Here is a 19,170-nt window from a genome sequence, read left to right on the forward strand (position 1 = left end):
GTTAAGGAAGCTGGTCAATAGTTTACGAAGATATTTTGTTAATTTTTTCACGAACTTGTACTAAGGTACGATAATCTGATAGAATAACACTATCTTCATTATCAAGGATTTACAAGATTTTCTAAAGTAGTATAATGAAAGTAGATTAAATAAATGAAAGGGGTACCAAGATGAAACTAGTTGCTATCGTTGGAACCAATTCGGATCGCTCAACCAATCGGAAACTCTTGAAATTTATGCAAAAGCACTTTTCGGATAAAGCCGACATTGAGGTATTGGAAATCAAACAATTGCCAGCATTTAACGAACCTGAGGACAAGCAAGCGCCAGCTGAAGTTCAAGCTTTTTCAGAAAAAATTCTTGCTGCAGATGGTGTGATTATTTCAACACCTGAGTACGATCACACGATACCAGCACCTTTGGCCTCTGCTTTGGAGTGGATTGCCTATACCAGTCGTGCCTTAATCAATAAACCAACTATGATTGTAGGTGCTTCTCTCGGTTCGCTAGGAACATCTAGAGCGCAGGCACATTTACGTCAGATTTTAGATGCGCCGGAGCTTAAAGCGAGAGTTATGCCTGGTACAGAGTTCTTTCTAGGTCATTCTGAGCAAGTACTGGATGATGAGTGCCATTTGAACAATCCTGAAAAGGTTGCAGAACTAGAAGAACATTTTTCAGAGTTTCAAAATTTTGTTGAACTAACAAAAGCTTTAGTAAAACCTGAAGATACAAATCGTAAGAAATCATTCATCTGGGAAGAATGGTTAAAAGCCTAGGGAATTAATGAAAGGAGAAGAGTCAATGAAATTAGTAGCTATAGTTGGGACTAATGCAAAAAAATCCTATAATCGCAACCTGTTGCAATTTATGAAAAGACATTTTGCTCAGAAAGCGGATATTGAGATTTTAGAGATAACAGATGTACCAATGTTCAATGAAACAGATGATCAAACAGATACACCTATTATTCAGAAGTTTAATCAAGCTATTTCAGAAGCTGATGGTGTCATTATCTCGACACCCGAGCACAATCATACGATTCCATCAAGTTTGAATAGCTTGCTCGAGTGGTTGTCTTTTAACATTCATCCACTAGACGGAAAGCCGACAATGATTGTAGGAGCTTCCTATGATATTCAAGGTTCTTCACGTGCCCAACTTCATCTTCGTCAGATTCTTGATGCTCCTGGAGTAAATGCAACAGTTATGCCAGGCAGTGAGTTTTTACTTGGTCGAGCTCATCGAGCATTTGATGATAATGGAAATTTAATTGAGGAGCGAACTGTAGATTTCCTAGATAGTTGTTTTTATCGCTTCCTTCGCTTTGTATCCGTTGCAAACCAACTAAATCTTCCTGAAGAAGTTCGATTTGAACCGGGGACTTACCATGTTACAACTGAAGGCCATAATGGTAAATTGCCGATGGATGTCACGGTTTCTGAGGACCGTATTGAAAAAATCGAAATCGATTCTTCTGGAGAATCTTCAGGAATCGCAGATGTTGTCTTTACTCGTATCCCAGCAGAAATCATTGAGGGACAAACCTTAAATGTTGATGCGGTGTCAGGAGCTTCTGTAACTTCAAATGGTGTCTTGGACGGAGTTGCGCGTGCGGTCAAACAAGCTGGTGCAAATCCAGATGTTTTACGCAAGCGTTCAAAAGCGCCATCTGCCCTAGATAAAGAAGATAAAACCTATCAGGCAGACGTTGTCATCGTTGGAGGTGGAGGAGCTGGTTTAGCTGCGGCTGCTGCAGTCTTACAAGCTGGTAAGAAGCCGATTATTGTTGAGAAATTCCCAGCAATTGGAGGAAATACTGTTCGTGCAGGTGGTCCAATGAATGCACCAGATCCAGCATGGCAAGGAACCTTCGCAGCTCATCCAGGTGAGGCACATACGCTTCAAGAATTGATTGCGATAGATGAATCAACGATTGACCCAGAATATCTAGAGGACTTTAGAGCCTTGAAAGTTGAGGTTGAGCAGTATTTGCAGAATCCAAGCTATTTGTTTGACTCTACATTACTTTACCGTATCCAAACCTATATCGGTGGGAAACGAAAAGATTTACAAGGAAATGAAATTCATGGCCAATACGATTTAGTATCTGTTTTAACCGAACGGGCCCTAGAGTCTGTTCGTTGGTTGGAAGACATTGGTGTTGAATTTGTTCGTAGCGAAGTGACAATGCCAGTTGGAGCCCTTTGGCGTCGTGGTCATAAGCCGGTTCAACCAATGGGGTATGCCTTTATATCTGTCCTACAAAAATATGTTCTAGAAAATGGTGGCAAGATTTTGACTGACTCTCCAGTTAAAGAATTGCTTGTAAAAGAAGGGGCTGTCAAGGGTGTCAGAGCAGAAGGTCGAAACGGTCAAACCATCATTGTCAATGCAGATGCTGTTGTTCTAGCTTCTGGAGGATTTGGTGCCAATACCAAGATGCTACAAAAATACAATACCTACTGGACTGAAATTGCAGATGATATTGCCACATCTAATACACCAGCTGTAACAGGGGATGGTATTCTTTTAGGTCAAAGTGTAGGTGCAGATTTGGTGGGTATGGGCTTTAGTCAAATGATGCCAGTATCCGATCCAGTGACAGGAGCTCTCTTCTCAGGACTTCAAGTTCCTCCAGCTAACTTCATCATGGTAAATACTCAAGGGAAGCGATTTGTAGATGAGTACGGTAGTCGAGACAAGCTATCTCAAGCGGCGATTGATAATGGTGGCTTGTTCTACTTGATTGCGGATGACCGCATCAAGGAAACTGCCTACAACACTAGCCAAGAAAAAATCGATGCCCAAGTCAAGGCAGGAACTCTCTATCGTGCAGATACGATAGAAGAGTTGGCGGTTCAGATTGGTATGGATCCACAAGTTCTAGTGGAAACGATTAAGAATTACAATTCCTATGTAGATGCAGGTTTTGATCCTGAATTTAATAAAGGTAGTTTTGATCTCAAGTGTGAGGTTGCGCCATTTTACGCAACACCGAGAAAACCGGCCGTTCACCATACAATGGGTGGACTCAAGATTGATACTTCAACACACGTTTTGAACGAAAAAGGTCAGATTATTCCTGGTTTGTATGCTGCCGGAGAAGTCGCAGGTGGACTCCATGCAGGTAACCGTCTAGGAGGAAATTCGCTTACGGATATCTTTACTTTTGGACGTATTGCAGGTCAAACAGCTGTTCAAGAAAATTGTTAGTAATGGATTTAAAAATTAAGGGAATTTTAAGTCTCCTTGTGTATTATATAATCATTAAATAAAGACCTCCTAATACTCTTCGAAAATCTCATCAACCTTCGTTAGAGTCGACTTAGCTAACCATAGTTATGCTTGCGTCTATCTGCCCAGTCTGATTTCGATTTTCATTGAGTACCCTTTATTTAATGAAATCCTAAACTTTTCTTTTTCATAATAATCTCCCTAAAGAAGTCACCCAATCAGGTGGCTTTTTTGTTTGTAGGCTGGATTTTTGCTATAATAGGAGCATGAGTAGAATTTTAGATAATGAAATCATGGGTGATGAGGAGTTGGTAGAACGTACCCTACGTCCCCAATATTTACGTGAATATATTGGGCAGGATAAGGTCAAGGACCAGCTCCAAATCTTTATCGAAGCCGCCAAAATGCGGGATGAAGCACTGGATCATGTACTCTTATTTGGGCCTCCAGGTTTGGGGAAAACGACCATGGCCTTTGTTATTGCCAACGAACTGGGAGTCAATCTCAAGCAGACCTCTGGGCCTGTCATTGAAAAAGCGGGTGACTTGGTAGCGATTTTGAATGATTTGGAACCTGGAGACGTCCTCTTTATTGACGAGATTCATCGCCTGCCCATGTCGGTGGAAGAGGTACTTTATAGTGCCATGGAGGACTTTTACATCGACATCATGATTGGGGCTGGTGAAGGCAGTCGCAGTGTTCATTTGGATTTGCCACCTTTTACCTTGATTGGTGCGACGACCCGTGCTGGTATGCTTTCTAATCCTCTACGAGCGCGTTTCGGGATTACAGGTCATATGGAATACTATGCCCACGCTGACTTGACGGAAATTGTTGAGCGGACGGCTGATATTTTTGAGATGAAAATTACCCATGAGGCAGCTGCAGAGCTGGCCTTACGCAGTCGAGGAACTCCCCGTATCGCTAATCGCCTCCTTAAGCGCGTGCGCGACTTTGCACAGATAATGGGGAATGGCTTAATTGATGATGTCATTACCGATAAGGCATTAACCATGCTAGATGTTGACCATGAAGGATTGGACTATGTGGATCAAAAAATCCTTCATACCATGATTGAGATGTACGGTGGTGGTCCAGTTGGGCTGGGAACCCTTTCGGTTAATATTGCCGAGGAGCGTGAGACGGTCGAAGATATGTACGAACCTTACCTCATCCAGAAAGGTTTCATCATGCGAACTCGTTCTGGACGGGTCGCGACAGCCAAGGCTTATGAACATTTGGGGTATGAATACAGTGAAAAATGAGCAAGATATTCTAGAGGTTTTTAGAAAAAATCCAGATATGATGACCATTCTGACCATCATTCGTGACCTTGATCTGAAAGACTCGTGGTTGGCGGCAGGTTCTGTCAGGAATTTCATCTGGAATCTCTTGTCAGACAAATCGCCTTTTGACCGTGAAACAGATGTGGATGTGATTTTCTTTGATCCAGATGTTTCTTATGAGGAAACAGTATCCCTAGAGAAAAAGCTGAGAGAGGATTTTCCTCAGTACCAGTGGGAGTTGAAAAATCAGGTCTATATGCATCTGCACAGTCCTCACACTGCGCCCTATACCAGTTCTCGTGATGCTATGAGTAAGTATCCAGAACGCTGCACGGCGGTAGGTCTTCGCTTGAATGAAAATTCCACCTTAGAGCTCTTTGCCCCCTATGGTTTAGAGGATATTATGAACTTCCAGGTTTCCCCAACTCCTCATTTTCTAGATAATGAGGAAAGGATGAAACTCTATCAAGAGCGATTGTCCAAGAAAAATTGGCAAGAAAAATGGAAAAATCTGGCTTTCTCAAAAAACTTAAGAAAAATTTAAGTTAGGGGCGGTATACTAAGTCCATAAGTTAAGAGAAACTTAACTTAAACTCCTAAAACTTTTTCATAATAATCTCCCTATAAAATAAAGTCGCCCAATCAGGCGGCTTATTTTTTGTTACTTACAAGTAATGATAGTAACTTAGCAATAGAAGAAAATAGGGAAGTATGGTATAATAAAACGGTAGATTTTTGAATAGGAATAAGATCATGTTTGGATTTTTTAAGAAAGATAAAGCTGTAGAAGTTGAGGTTCCAAGACAGGTTCCTAATCATATTGGCATCATCATGGATGGGAATGGCCGTTGGGCTAAGAGACGCATGCAACCACGGGTTTTTGGTCACAAGGCAGGGATGGAATCCCTTCAAAAGGTGACCAAGGCAGCCAACAAACTGGGCGTTAAGGTTATTACGGTCTATGCTTTTTCTACGGAAAATTGGACTCGTCCAGATCAGGAAGTCAAGTTTATCATGAACTTGCCAGTCGAGTTTTATGATAACTACGTCCCTGAATTACATGCAAATAATGTTAAGATTCAGATGATTGGGGAGACAGACCGTCTGCCTAAGCCGACCTTTGAAGCTTTGAAAAAAGCAGAGGAATTGACCAAGAACAATACAGGCTTGATTCTCAATTTTGCGCTTAACTATGGTGGACGTGCTGAGATTACACAGGCTGTTAAGCTGATTTCTCAGGATGTATTAGATGCGAAAATCAATCCAGGTGATATCACAGAGGAATTGATTGGCAACTATCTCTTCACCCAACATTTGCCTAAGGATGTGCGAGATCCAGATTTGATTATTCGTACCAGTGGAGAATTACGCTTGAGCAATTTCCTTCCATGGCAGGGGGCGTATAGTGAGCTCTATTTTACGGATACCTTGTGGCCTGATTTTGACGAGGAAGCTTTACAGGAAGCAATTCTTGCCTATAATCGTCGTCATCGCCGATTTGGAGGAGTTTAGGAGAAAATATGACCAAGGATTTACAAGAGAGAACACTATTTGCTGGACTGGCTCTGCTTATCTTCCTTCCCGTCTTGTTTGTTGGCGGGCTCCTGTTGCAGATAGGGATTGGCTTGTTAGCAATGCTAGGCGTCCATGAGCTCCTGCACATGAAGGGACTAAAGACTATGACCATTGAGGGCACCTTGACCCTCCTTGCAACCTTTGCCCTCACAATCCCCTTAGAAAATTACCTAACTTTTTTGCCGGTTGATGGCAATGTAGTTGTCTACAGTGTTTTGATTACAATAATGTTAGGGACAACCGTTTTCAGTAAAAACTATACGATTGAAGATGCTGCCTTTCCGATTGCTGTGAGTTTCTATGTTGGTTTTGGCTTCAATGCCTTACTAGATGCTCGTATAGCTGGATTTGATAAGGTTCTCCTGGCTCTCTTTATCGTTTGGGCGACAGATAGTGCAGCTTATCTGACGGGGGTGAATTTTGGCAAGCATAAGTTAGCCCCGAGAGTTTCTCCTAATAAGAGTATTGAGGGCTTTGTTGGGGGTATTCTAGGTGCGGTACTGATAACAGTACTCTTCATGCTAGTGGACAGTACAGTTGCTCTTCCCTATGGAATTTATAGGATGAGTCTTTTTGCCGCCTTCTTCAGTGTAGCAGGCCAGTTTGGTGACTTGATTGAGAGTGCCATGAAACGCCATTTTGCTGTCAAGGATTCTGGAAAATTTATCCCTGGACATGGCGGTGTGTTGGATCGCTTTGACAGCATGCTGATTGTGTTTCCAATGATGCACTTATTTGGCCTGTTTTAAAGAAAGGAAGATTGAATGATTGGATTGCTAACCTTTATCCTCGTTTTTGGGATTATAGTGGTGGTGCATGAGTTTGGACATTTTTATTTTGCCAAGAAATCAGGCATTCTAGTTCGTGAATTTGCCATTGGTATGGGGCCCAAGATTTTTTCCCATATCGGTAAGGATGGCACTGCTTATACCATTCGGATCCTTCCTCTAGGAGGCTATGTTCGTATGGCAGGCTGGGGTGATGATGCGACAGAGATCAAGACAGGAACTCCAGTCAGTTTAACACTTGCCGACGATGGCAAGGTCAAACGGATCAACCTCTCAGGAAAGAAGTTGGATCAAACGGCCCTTCCTATGCAGGTAACCCAGTTTGACTTTGAAGACAAGCTCTTTATCAAGGGTTTGGTCTTGGAAGAAGAAAAGACTTTTGCAGTGGATCATGATGCGACGGTTGTTGAAGAAGACGGAACCGAAGTACGCATCGCTCCTCTGGATGTACAGTATCAAAATGCTTCTATCTGGGGTAAGCTTATCACCAACTTTGCAGGTCCTATGAATAACTTTATCTTAGGTGTTGTTGTTTTTTGGATCCTGATCTTTTTGCAAGGCGGTGTTAGAGATACTCAGACAAATCTCTTTCATGTCATGCCAGAGGGAGCTTTGGCTAAGGTAGGTGTAGCTGAGACCGCTCAAATTACCAAGGTCGGCTCGCATGAGGTTAAGAATTGGCAAGACTTGACCCAGGCTGTGGAAGCCGATACCAAGGACAAGACCTCTCCGACCTTAGATGTGACCATTTCTGAAAATGGTAGCGAAAAACAAGTCACGGTGACTCCAGAAGAGAATCAAGGGCGTTACATTCTCGGGGTTCAACCGGGAGTCAAGTCAGACTTTCTATCCATGTTTGTTGGTGGATTTACAACTGCTGCTGACTCAGGGCTCCGTATCCTTTCGGCTCTGAAAAACTTGATTTTCCATCCAGATTTGAACAAACTCGGTGGTCCCGTTGCTATTTTTAAGGCAAGTAGCGATGCTGCTAAAAATGGAATTGAGAATGTCCTTTACTTCTTAGCTATGATTTCCATCAATATCGGGATTTTTAACTTGATCCCTATCCCAGCTTTGGATGGTGGAAAGATTGTGCTCAATATCCTAGAGGCTATCCGCCGGAAACCCCTTAAACAAGAAATTGAAACCTATGTCACCATGGCTGGTGTAGTTATCATGGTTGCCTTGATGCTAGCTGTGACCTGGAATGACATTATGCGACTCTTCTTTTAGATAATCGAGGAATATTATGAAACAAAGTAAAATGCTAATCCCAACGCTTCGCGAAATGCCAAGCGATGCTCAAGTTATCAGCCACGCCCTTATGTTGCGTGCTGGTTATGTTCGTCAAGTTTCTGCCGGTGTTTATTCTTACCTACCACTCGCTAACCGTGTGATTGAAAAGGCTAAGAATATCATGCGCCAAGAGTTTGATAAGATTGGTGCGGTGGAGATGTTGGCTCCTGCCCTTCTCAGTGCTGATCTTTGGCGTGAATCAGGCCGTTATGAAACCTATGGTGAAGACCTTTATAAACTGAAAAACCGTGAAAAGTCAGACTTTATCCTAGGTCCGACACACGAAGAAACTTTTACAGCTATTGTTCGTGACTCTGTCAAGTCTTACAAGCAATTGCCACTCAACCTTTACCAAATCCAACCGAAATACCGTGATGAAAAACGTCCACGTAACGGTCTTCTCCGTACGCGTGAATTTATCATGAAAGATGGTTATAGTTTCCATGCTAATTACAATAGTTTGGATGTGACTTATGACGAGTACAAGGCGGCCTACGAACGTATCTTCACTCGCAGTGGTTTGGATTTCAAGGCTATCATCGGTGACGGTGGTGCCATGGGTGGTAAGGATAGCCAAGAATTTATGGCCATCACTCCTGCTCGTACAGACCTTGACCGCTGGGTTGTCTTGGACAAGTCAGTTGCATCATTTGATGAAATTCCTGCAGAAGTACAAGAAGAAATCAAGGCAGAATTGCTCAAATGGATGGTTTCTGGTGAAGACACCATTGCCTACTCAAGTGAGTCTAGCTATGCAGCTAACTTAGAAATGGCAACAAACGAGTACAAACCAAGCAACCGTGTCGTTGCGGAAGAAGAAGTGACTCGAATGGAAACTCCAGGTGTTAAATCCATCGATGAAGTCGCAGCCTTCCTTAACGTGCCAGAAGAACAAACGATCAAAACCCTCTTCTACATGGCAGATGGTGAGCTTGTTGCAGCCCTTCTAGTTGGAAATGACCAACTTAATGAAGTCAAGTTGAAAAACCATTTGGGTGCAGATTTCTTTGATGTGGCTAGCGAAGAAGAAGTAGCAAATGTTATCCCAGCAGGCTTTGGTTCGCTTGGTCCAGTTGGTTTGCCAGAAAACGTGAAAATCATTGCAGACCGTAAGGTACAAGATGTTCGCAATGCTGTTGTGGGGGCTAACGAAGATGGTTACCACTTGACGGGTGTGAATCCAGGTCGTGACTTTACTGCAGAATACGTGGACATTCGCGAAGTTCGTGAGGGTGAAATTTCCCCAGACGGACAAGGTGTCTTAAACTTCGCCCGTGGTATTGAGATCGGTCATATTTTCAAACTCGGAACTCGCTACTCAGCAAGTATGGGCGCAGATGTTTTGGACGAAAATGGCCGTGCTGTGCCAATCATCATGGGATGTTACGGTATTGGTGTTAGCCGCCTCCTTTCAGCCGTTATAGAGCAACACGCTCGCCTCTTTGTCAACAAAACGCCTAAAGGGGAATACCGTTATGCTTGGGGAGTTAACTTCCCTAAAGAATTGGCACCATTTGATGTGCACTTGATTACTGTCAATGTCAAGGACGAAGAAGCGCAAGCCTTAACAGAAAAACTTGAAGCAAGCTTGATGGGAGCTGGTTACGAAGTCTTGACAGATGACCGTAACGAACGTGTCGGGGTTAAATTTAGCGATAGCGACTTGATTGGTCTTCCAATCCGTATCACTGTCGGGAAAAAAGCAGCCGATGGCATTGTAGAAGTTAAGATCAAGGCGACTGGTGACACTATTGAAGTTCATGCAGACAACTTGCTTGAAACGCTTGAAATCCTCGGCAAGAAATAAAACTATAATCAGAAGAAAAACAAGGCAAAAATGTAACTAGTTTTTACCTTGTTTTTTCTATATAATGGGGAAAATGAGTAAATGAAGAGGTAAAGCTATGCTAAAATTTCCAAAGGATTTTGTTTGGGGTTCCTCCACTTCTGGACCACAGACAGAAGGACGAGCACTTGGTGATGGTAAAGGAGATAATCTCTGGGATTATTGGTATCAAGTAGAGCCAAACCGCTACTACAATGGGATTGGACCTGATAAAACATCGACTTTTTACGAAAACTGGGAAAAGGATATTGAGCTTTTGGTAGAGACTGGGCATACAGCCTTCCGAACTTCTATCCAGTGGTCTCGTATTTTCCCACAAGGCCGTGGAGAAGTCAATCCTCAAGGGGTGGCTTTCTACCGTCAGGTTTTTGAGGCTATTAAGGCCAAGGGGATTCGTCTCTTAGTCAATCTCTATCACTTCGACCTGCCTTTTGCCCTCCAAGAAGACGGCGATGGTTGGGAAAATAAGGCAACTGTCAAGGCTTATGAAGACTATGCTCGTTTTTGTTTTGAAACTTACGGCGACTTGGTGGACCAATGGATTACATTCAATGAACCCATCGTACCCGTAGAATTTGGTTATTTTTATGATGCCCATTATCCTCACAAGGTAGATGCCAAAGCGGCGGTTAAGGTTGCCTATCATACGCAACTGGCTAGTAGTCTTGCGGTTAAGGCCTGTCATGAGGTTTTGCCTGATTCCAAGATTGGGATTGTCCTTAACTTGACACCGGCTTATCCACGCAGCCAGCATCCTGCTGATGTCAAGGCAGCTCGCATTGCCGATCTCTTCCAAGCCCAATCTTTCCTAGATCCGTCTGTCTTGGGAGCTTATCCAGAGGAATTGGTGGAAATTTTAGCTGAACATGATTTGCTGCCAGAGTACACTGTTGAAGAGTTAGAACTCATTCGTGAGAATACAGTTGATTTCCTAGGAGTCAACTACTACCAACCTTTGCGCGTTATGGCCCCACGTTTTGCTAAACATCCAGACAGTCCCCTCTTGCCAGAACATTTTTACGAGCCTTATATCATGCCGGGCCGTAAAATCAATCCTCACCGCGGTTGGGAAATCTACGAGCAGGGGATTTATCATATCGCTCAAAACATCAAGGAAAACTATGGTAATATCGAGTGGATGTTGACCGAAAACGGCATGGGTGTTGAAGGCGAAGATAAATTCCGTGAGAATGGCATGATTCAGGACGACTATCGTATTGACTTTGTCAAAGGGCATCTTCGTGAACTCCACTGTGCCATTGAAGACGGAGCCAACTGTAAGGGTTACTTAATCTGGACCTTTATTGATTGCTGGTCATGGCTCAATAGCTATAAAAACCGCTATGGTTTGGTTGAATTAGACTTGGAAACACAGGAACGCCGTCTGAAGAAATCAGGCCACTGGTTCAAGGAACTCAGCGACCATAATGGATTTTAAGAATAAAAAGAGTGAGATGGTGTTCATCTCACTTTTTATTACAATATCATCACCAAGGTTCCGATCGTAATCAGGATACAGCCAACAATTGTTTTAAACGTCAGGATATCTTGTAGGAAGAAAAAGGCTAGAACGAGGGTAATGACGAGACTGAATTTATCGACAGCAGATACCTCAGTCGCATTGCCCATCTGCAAGGCCTTGTAGTAGCAGAGCCATGAGGCGCCAGTGGCCAAGCCAGATAAGATGAGAAAGAGCCAACTTTTTCTACTGATATTGACAATTTCGGTCTGACTATTGGTCAAGAAAACCATGGCCCAGGCCATAAGGATGACGACGACTGTACGAATAGCGGTTGCTAGATTGGATGGAACTCCCTCAATTCCAATCTTGGCTAAAATTGACGTTAAGGCTGCAAAGATAGCTGATAAAAGTGCGAAGAAAATCCACATGGCAAATACCTCCTCTATTCATTATAAGTAATTGATGCTGACTTGTCAGGTATCAAGTGAAATCTTGATAAAATACCAGATAGAAAAACTATACCAATTTTTATCCTTGACAAGTGAGAAAAACAAGTATATACTGTTTTTGCTGATTCTGTAAAAGGGAAATCAGACTATACCAATTTAAGGAGAAAGCACAGCTGGTCTGTGTCGTATATACTATGTGTGGAATTGTTGGTGTTGTTGGAAACACAAATGCAACTGATATTTTGATTCAGGGGCTTGAAAAGCTCGAATACCGTGGTTATGATTCTGCGGGGATTTTTGTCCTAGGTGGTGCTGAAAATCATTTAGTCAAGGCTGTCGGTCGTATCGCAGAATTATCTGCAAAGACAGCTGGTGTTGAGGGTACAACTGGTATCGGACATACGCGTTGGGCGACCCACGGGAAACCAACGGAAGACAATGCTCACCCACATCGCTCTGAGACTGGACGTTTTGTCTTGGTGCACAATGGGGTGATTGAGAACTACCTTGAAATCAAGGAAGAATACCTTGCAGGTCACCACTTCAAGGGGCAAACAGATACGGAAATTGCTGTTCACTTGATTGGGAAATTTGTTGAAGAAGATGGTCTCTCAGTTCTTGAAGCCTTCAAAAAAGCTCTTCACATCATCCGTGGGTCTTATGCCTTTGCCTTGATTGACTCTGAAAATCCAGATGTTATCTATGTCGCTAAGAACAAATCACCACTTTTGATTGGTCTTGGAGATGGCTATAACATGGTCTGCTCAGATGCCATGGCTATGATTCGTGAAACCAACCAATACATGGAAATCCATGACCAAGAGTTGGTTATCGTGAAAGCTGATAGCGTTGAAGTTCAAGATTATGATGGCAACAGTCGTGAGCGCGCTAGCTACACTGCGGAACTTGACTTGTCTGATATCGGTAAGGGAACTTATCCTTACTACATGCTCAAGGAAATCGATGAGCAACCGACAGTTATGCGTAAGTTGATCCAAGCTTACACAGATGAGGCTGGTCAAGTAGTCGTAGACCCGTCTATCATCAAGGCTGTTCAAGAGGCAGACCGTATCTACATCCTTGCAGCTGGGACATCTTACCACGCAGGATTTGCTTCTAAAAAGATGCTAGAAGAATTGACAGATACACCAGTTGAACTTGGTATCTCATCTGAGTGGGGCTATGGGATGCCACTTCTCAGCAAGAAACCACTCTTTATCTTTATCAGCCAGTCTGGTGAAACAGCTGACAGCCGTCAAGTTTTGGTTAAAGCTAATGAAATGGGCATTCCAAGCTTGACAGTGACAAACGTGCCAGGTTCAACTCTTTCTCGTGAAGCCAATCATACTATGCTTCTTCACGCGGGTCCTGAAATTGCCGTGGCATCAACCAAGGCCTACACAGCACAAATCGCAGCTCTTGCCTTCCTTGCAAAAGCTGTCGGAGAAGCAAATGGCAATGCCAAAGCCCAAGCCTTTGACCTGGTTCATGAGTTGTCAATCGTAGCTCAGTCTATCGAATCAACTCTTTCAGAAAAAGAATTAATTGATAGTAAGGTTCGTGAGCTTCTTGAAACAACTCGCAATGCCTTTTACATCGGACGTGGTCAGGACTACTATGTTGCCATGGAAGCCAGTCTCAAACTCAAAGAGATTTCTTACATTCAATGTGAAGGTTTTGCGGCAGGAGAACTCAAGCATGGAACCATTGCTTTGATTGAAGAAGGAACGCCTGTTTTGGCCCTCTTATCAGATCCAGTCCTTGCCAACCATACTCGTGGAAATATCCAAGAGGTCGCAGCACGTGGTGCCAAAATGCTTACAATCGCAGAAGAAAATGTTGCTAAAGAGACAGACGATATCGTCCTTACGACCGTACACCCTTACCTCTCACCAATCTCAATGGTGGTACCAACGCAATTGGTCGCTTACTTTGCAACACTTCACCGTGGCCTTGATGTGGACAAACCACGCAACCTTGCTAAGTCAGTAACAGTAGAATAAGCTAAGAAAGTCTAGTTGATCTAGGCTTTTTTACTCTGTCTTGACATCCTTGAGTAAGGAGCCACTGTATTAATGACTAAGTTATTTATCCTGAAAAGAAATAAAGTATTATTGCCGTGCTAGGTTGGTTCAGTCTCAAACTTAGAGGGAATCAAAAGAACAGAAAGAACGATTTTTGATAGTGCAGATAAAACTTCCATTCAACTGAAAGACTATGCCAGCCACACACTGATCAACGACAACTACAGTTTTGGTACAAGGGACAGAGCATACTTTCTAGGGAATATATACCAGCTTATACCAACTACAAGATAAAATATCAAAAAGGCGATTACCCAAGCGGAAATCGTCTTTTTATCTTTAGAATAAGTCCAGCCTAATATTTCCACCAAAATGTGGTTTTTCAAGAGCTATCTGTGCTAATTGATTGAGTGTTTGTTTACTATTTTCTTGATTATAGAATTTAAGTCCTTTGATGATAACTCCATCAACTTCATCCTCGAAAATCAAATCTTCTTGATGGTCGTTGATGTATGAAAGGAGTTCCTCCTTCCATCTATCTTTTTCTGCCAATTGTTCACCTTTGGGTTCAATGAAGATTTGAAGATAGTAATCCTTATTTTGAAGAAGTAGGATAAAGTCTGGTTGAAATCCTGAAAAATTGATTTCCCGTGGATTCTCTTCAAATTGGTGCAATTTCAATCGTTCAACTTTATCTGTGCCTTTTAGCATGTTTTCGTCCATTCGAATGAGGAAAACATCACCGTATTGTTCTCTTAGTTCATCAATATGATTGGCGATAGCATTAACTAGAGTTTCTTCATTTCTATTGATTATAGCAGATTGGTAAGCAAAAAAGTCAAATTTTTCAAAACTAATATTAGCTACTTTTTGTTCGATGAAGGAGCCACTCTGTTTAGCTGTATCATAATTAGGTATTCGTTTGCGATAATCAACGAGATATTCTGTAATTGGATATCCGGTAAAGCGGTTCGTACCTCTTGCTTTGCGATAACCTGCCTTTATTTGGGCAGCCAGTAGGTTAAAAAAGTTATCAACAATTTTCAGCTTTTCCATAGCGGAAAAATCTTCTACAATGGTTTCTTTTTCTGTTGTGACAGAGAGTGTAAGATTTTGCAAATCTAGCCAATTTTCTCCCCAAAAATCTTCCATAGACTTGAGATTTGGAAGATATCTTTTCAGATTTTCAAATCGGAAAAAGTTAGAGCGGCTAATTGATTTTTTAAAATAACGAATATCAACTCCCCTCAATTGGGACGTTTTTAACTCTATTGCTTCAGCTGAAAGGTAAGCTGTTTCATAGGTGGATTTAAAATAGGTTACATTGGCTAGCTTAGAAATTTCAATACCATATGCACGTAAATTCACATAGTGACTGTCAGGAATTTCCTCAGTTTCATTATAGTAAAGCTTACCTGTTTTAAAGATTTGGGTTTTCTTGAAAGAGGGTTTCAGTTTGATTTCAATTGGAGGATTTTTTTCATCAGTCCCAGTCGCAAGATTCATCTTATCAAGTGATGCCATCAAATTCTTAATGTATTGTGGCTCATTAAGGGTATGGTAGTGTAGTGTTTCCAACAAAAGACTTGCTGTTTCATCTGATTCATCAAATCGTCTTTGGTAAGAAATCTTTTGATTTAAGGAGAAAGGATTGTATCGCGCCCCACGTCCGATCAACTGAGCCTCGGAATTGGTTGATTTAGCATCTCTTTTATCATTCATTTTCCCCAAGTTGCTAATACGAACGATATCGTAAAGATTGAGGACATCCCAACCTTCTGTTAATTTTGCTACGGCAAAGACTACACGATACAGATTATTGGGCGATTCAAGCGAATTGAGCGCCTGATACTGTCCTGTTTCTAGCAACCCTTTTGAACTACTGTCTGAATCATTTGCATTTAGAATTCTGGCTGGTGAAAAATCACGCTTAATTTCTCGAACAACAGTTGAAAGATCATCCTTTTCGAGATAATACTGATAAGCGAGCTGTAGGGTATGGCTTTGCTCTTCCGATACACTTCTCAATTGCGAAATAAGGAACGACCTTAAACTTTCCACAGTCAGACTATCAATCATCTCATTGAATAGATTATTTGCTTCATAGGAAGCATCAATTTTATGTGATTTGAAAAGAATGACTGGTTTTATCTCAATCCCAAATTTTTCTAGAGCAAATTTGCGACGATATTCACTCAGAATAACGGTACTAAGCATATTATCTTCATTGGAATTCCCCGTCTGAATGCGTCTTACATTTTTTGAATATCGCTCTTTGATGTATGAATCCAAGGTATAACGGTAAATAATCTTATCTCGATATTTTTGATAAATGGTCTCATCGTCAAAATCAAGTGTTGCGGTAAATTCTAGCAAGAGATTATCAGCATGTGCGTGAAGAAGAGAAAGTAGGCTTTTTTCCCATGAGATTTTTTCCAATTCTGCTTTATTTTTCTTTTTCGTAGAAGCAGAATAGTGATGGGCTTCATCCGCCAGAATAATCATTTTTGTCTTCTGGTAATCTTTTAATGACATGATATTTTCTGCCTGTGTGAAGAGGTCATTTGTCAATGTTTGAATTGAAACAAACTTAATATTAATTACATTTTTATTAGGAAAATCTGGAAATCTTCCTGAAATCTGGTTGATAAAGATATGTTCCCCATCAATTTCTAAGTTAGAATTGAAAAGAAACTTAGTAGATTGAGCACTCGTTAGATTATCAATGGTCTTACTCAGAACACCATTTGTATTCACTGTAAACAGAAAATTTTGATACCCTTTTTCTTTATAAAGATAGAGGATTAAACCAGCCATCAAATCAGTCTTTCCCGAACCAGTTGCCATATTGAACATCAGCTGTCTTGGTTTTCGAAACTTGAAAGTATCTGATGCTTGAGTGTAATGAAAATAGCGAATAGCTTCACTTTGATAAGAACGTGGTTCATGCTTGAGATTTTCTACAATATACTGTGGTAATTCCCAACCATGCTGTTCGTTCAAAATATCCATATCCAGCTGTTTCAATTCATCGAAGAGTTCAAAGATCAGTTCTTTTTTCTTTGCTTTTCTAACCATCATTTCTCTCCATAAAAACTCTTATTGAAATCATAATCTGATTGGGATAATTGCAATTTAATGGTTTCATCATCAATTTCAGAGTAGTTGTGATAGAGCTGGTTTTTGTCAATAATCTTCACAAGAATTTTTTTCTGCATTTCAAAATCTTCATCCCAGATAGATTGGTCAACTTCTTGTAAATCCACTCTGAAATCAAAATCAAGTGTGGCTTTCATGTCGTCAAAGATAGCCTTTAATTCATCAGAATGTTTAGAGTTAAGAACAGCATCAATAAAGGTTGCATTTTTGTCCATTAACTCAGCATAAATGAATGAACCACCGCCAGACCAAGCAACATCTTGAGAAATGCCACCTTGTTCTCCATCAATAACTTTCTTTAATCTCTCAACAGCTACGGTTTCAATATAATCCATTTGTTCAATACCGATATACTGACGATTCATCTTGTGAGCAACTGCTGCAGTAGTTCCCGAACCCATAAAGAAGTCAAGGACAATATCGTTTTCAGAAGTTACCGCTCTAATAAAAAATGCTAATAAACTTTCTGGTTTAGAGTATGAAAAGTCAAAACCTAATTCTTTCAAATGAGTTTTAGCATCCTCATTTGTGCCCACTCCAAAAATTTTTGATAGATAGCGTTCATCAATAAATTTTTCTGGGGCAACATTGCCTGCTTCTGCTTTTTGATATCGAATAGAAAACTTATCTGATTTAATAACAAAGTCTCCTCCTTTTGAAACTTCGTTATCAAGATAGTCTTGTCCCCATTTAAACTTACCAGTCAACCGAATGGCATTTTTATTTTTACCATTTTCAATTATTAAATCGTCCTCAAGAACTACTGACGATTTTTGCCCAGCAAAATAATGTCCATCTGGAATATTAAATCGAATAACTCCTGCTTTGAAGTTAAGTGTTCCAATAGAATTACTTGAATTTAATAATGGTGCGTCTCCATTTTCTGCATCCTTACCAATCCAACGAACACTTGGGTCTTTCTTCTTTTCATAAGCATGGATATATTCTACACCGCTACGACTTTTTTTCCCAAGTGAGTCAGCGTTATCAGTATTCCGCCAAATAAAAGTTTCAACAAAATCATTCTTCGCAAAAACATCATCCATCAACACTTTTAAATAGGCTTGACCATCTTCTGCCATAGAAACAAGCAACACTCCACCGTCATCCAATAAGTCTCTTGCAACTTCTAGTCTATTCTTCATAAACGTTAACCAAGTGGATAACTTAAAATTCGAATTATAAGAAAAGGTATCGGCGTCTTTTGTCCCCTCGAAATAATACGGTGGATCGATATAAATCAATTTCACCTTCCCTGCAAATCGTTTTTTCAAACTGTGGAGTGCTAATAGATTATTTCCCTTGATAATCAGGTTATCCGTATCCTTGATTTCTGATACAGGAGAAGAGCCGTTTTTATCATATATCTTAACATTTTTAAAAATCTTTTCATCAAGGAGGACATCAATCTCCTCTCTAGCAACTATCTCATTTAAAAAGGATTCTTCAGCATCTTCCCTTGATACATCATCTTTAGTCATACCAGCTTTTAAGATACCATCTTTGTAGGGGAAATTTAGGACAACATCTGTTGTTTCATCTAGATAGCGATTATCTGCTGCTAATCCGATTTTGTTGGTGTAACGCGTGTAGGAGTTTGACCAATATTCATCAACTTCAAGCATTTGAATGATATCATTGATTTTCAAAATGGTCGCACCAGCAATATCCTCGGTAAATGCTTCATTTAGAATTGCATTTGTCAAAATCTTTTCAACCAACTCAGGTTTATAATTATCTAAATCTACTATAATAGCATCTTTTTTTAGCAGTCCCTCAGCTACATACTGTTCATCAAAGCTTTCTACTACCTCTCGTAGGGCTTGTTGAATCGCTGTTTCGAATGTCTGACTCATACAAGTCCCTCACTTTCATACACAACAGAAAAGACCTTCTCACAAAAATGTGAGAAAGTCTGTTTTAGGGCTTGACAAAAAATACGCTTGATTACATAATCAGCGTGAGCTGTGAGCTGTGAGCTGTGAGCTGTGAGCTGTGAGCTGTGAGCTGTGAGCTGTGAGCTGTGAGCTGTGAGCTGTGAGCTGTGA

Annotated in this window: 13 protein-coding genes; 10 read left to right on the forward strand and 3 right to left on the reverse strand. The window is 41.1% G+C overall.

What is annotated here, in order from left to right:
* Positions 1-170: 170 nt before the first annotated feature.
* From HMPREF9188_RS01895 to HMPREF9188_RS01935, 9 genes are all read left to right on the forward strand, one after another.
* Positions 171-779 (forward strand): NADPH-dependent FMN reductase, encoded by a 609-nt coding sequence (locus HMPREF9188_RS01895; protein ID WP_000779600.1) that lies wholly within the window; start codon positions 171-173, stop codon positions 777-779.
* Positions 780-804: 25 nt separating this feature from the next.
* Positions 805-3,216, forward strand: a complete 2,412-nt coding sequence (locus HMPREF9188_RS01900; RefSeq protein WP_009729712.1) for a flavocytochrome c — start codon at positions 805-807, stop codon at positions 3,214-3,216.
* A 287-nt stretch (positions 3,217-3,503) separates the two neighbouring features.
* Complete coding sequence (ruvB, locus tag HMPREF9188_RS01905; RefSeq protein WP_000086805.1) at positions 3,504-4,502, forward strand: Holliday junction branch migration DNA helicase RuvB; 999 nt, start codon at positions 3,504-3,506, stop codon at positions 4,500-4,502.
* Positions 4,483-5,067, forward strand: a complete 585-nt coding sequence (locus HMPREF9188_RS01910; RefSeq protein ID WP_033588889.1) for a nucleotidyltransferase family protein — start codon at positions 4,483-4,485, stop codon at positions 5,065-5,067. Before ruvB ends, HMPREF9188_RS01910 begins: the two co-directional genes overlap by 20 nt.
* A gap of 209 nt (positions 5,068-5,276) precedes the next feature.
* The gene (locus HMPREF9188_RS01915) at positions 5,277-6,035 is read left to right on the forward strand and encodes an isoprenyl transferase (protein ID WP_000466702.1); all 759 of its coding nucleotides are present in this window, start codon (positions 5,277-5,279) and stop codon (positions 6,033-6,035) included.
* Between the two features lie 8 nt (positions 6,036-6,043).
* Positions 6,044-6,847 carry a phosphatidate cytidylyltransferase gene (locus tag HMPREF9188_RS01920; RefSeq protein ID WP_000159109.1) on the forward strand — a complete coding sequence of 268 codons (804 nt, stop codon included), beginning with the start codon at positions 6,044-6,046 and terminating at the stop codon, positions 6,845-6,847.
* A gap of 15 nt (positions 6,848-6,862) precedes the next feature.
* Positions 6,863-8,119 carry an RIP metalloprotease RseP gene (rseP, locus tag HMPREF9188_RS01925; RefSeq protein ID WP_000579740.1) on the forward strand — a complete coding sequence of 419 codons (1,257 nt, stop codon included), beginning with the start codon at positions 6,863-6,865 and terminating at the stop codon, positions 8,117-8,119.
* A 16-nt stretch (positions 8,120-8,135) separates the two neighbouring features.
* Entirely contained in the window at positions 8,136-9,989 is a 1,854-nt protein-coding gene (locus HMPREF9188_RS01930) for a proline--tRNA ligase (protein ID WP_009729714.1), read from the forward strand.
* Positions 9,990-10,086: 97 nt separating this feature from the next.
* Entirely contained in the window at positions 10,087-11,466 is a 1,380-nt protein-coding gene (locus tag HMPREF9188_RS01935) for a glycoside hydrolase family 1 protein (RefSeq protein ID WP_000911341.1), read from the forward strand.
* Between the two features lie 38 nt (positions 11,467-11,504).
* Here HMPREF9188_RS01935 and HMPREF9188_RS01940 read toward each other — a convergent pair whose 3' ends face one another.
* A complete protein-coding gene (locus HMPREF9188_RS01940; protein WP_009729715.1) occupies positions 11,505-11,918 on the reverse strand; it encodes an EamA family transporter in 414 nt (137 codons plus the stop codon).
* Positions 11,919-12,133: 215 nt separating this feature from the next.
* On the opposite strand from HMPREF9188_RS01940, the gene glmS reads away from it, so the two are divergent.
* Positions 12,134-13,942, forward strand: coding sequence for a glutamine--fructose-6-phosphate transaminase (isomerizing) (glmS, locus tag HMPREF9188_RS01945; RefSeq protein ID WP_009729716.1), 1,809 nt, complete (start codon positions 12,134-12,136; stop codon positions 13,940-13,942).
* Between the two features lie 360 nt (positions 13,943-14,302).
* Here the strand turns inward: glmS and HMPREF9188_RS01950 are convergent, their stop codons facing one another.
* Both HMPREF9188_RS01950 and HMPREF9188_RS01955 read right to left on the reverse strand, forming a co-directional pair.
* Complete coding sequence (locus HMPREF9188_RS01950) at positions 14,303-17,041, reverse strand: DEAD/DEAH box helicase family protein (RefSeq protein WP_009729717.1); 2,739 nt, start codon at positions 17,039-17,041, stop codon at positions 14,303-14,305.
* The gene (locus HMPREF9188_RS01955; protein ID WP_009729718.1) at positions 17,041-18,978 is read right to left on the reverse strand and encodes a site-specific DNA-methyltransferase; all 1,938 of its coding nucleotides are present in this window, start codon (positions 18,976-18,978) and stop codon (positions 17,041-17,043) included. Before HMPREF9188_RS01955 ends, HMPREF9188_RS01950 begins: the two co-directional genes overlap by 1 nt.
* Between the last annotated feature and the right edge of the window lie 192 nt (positions 18,979-19,170).

The sequence above is a fragment of the Streptococcus sp. F0441 genome (assembly GCF_000314775.2).
Taxonomy (GTDB): Bacteria; Bacillota; Bacilli; order Lactobacillales; family Streptococcaceae; genus Streptococcus.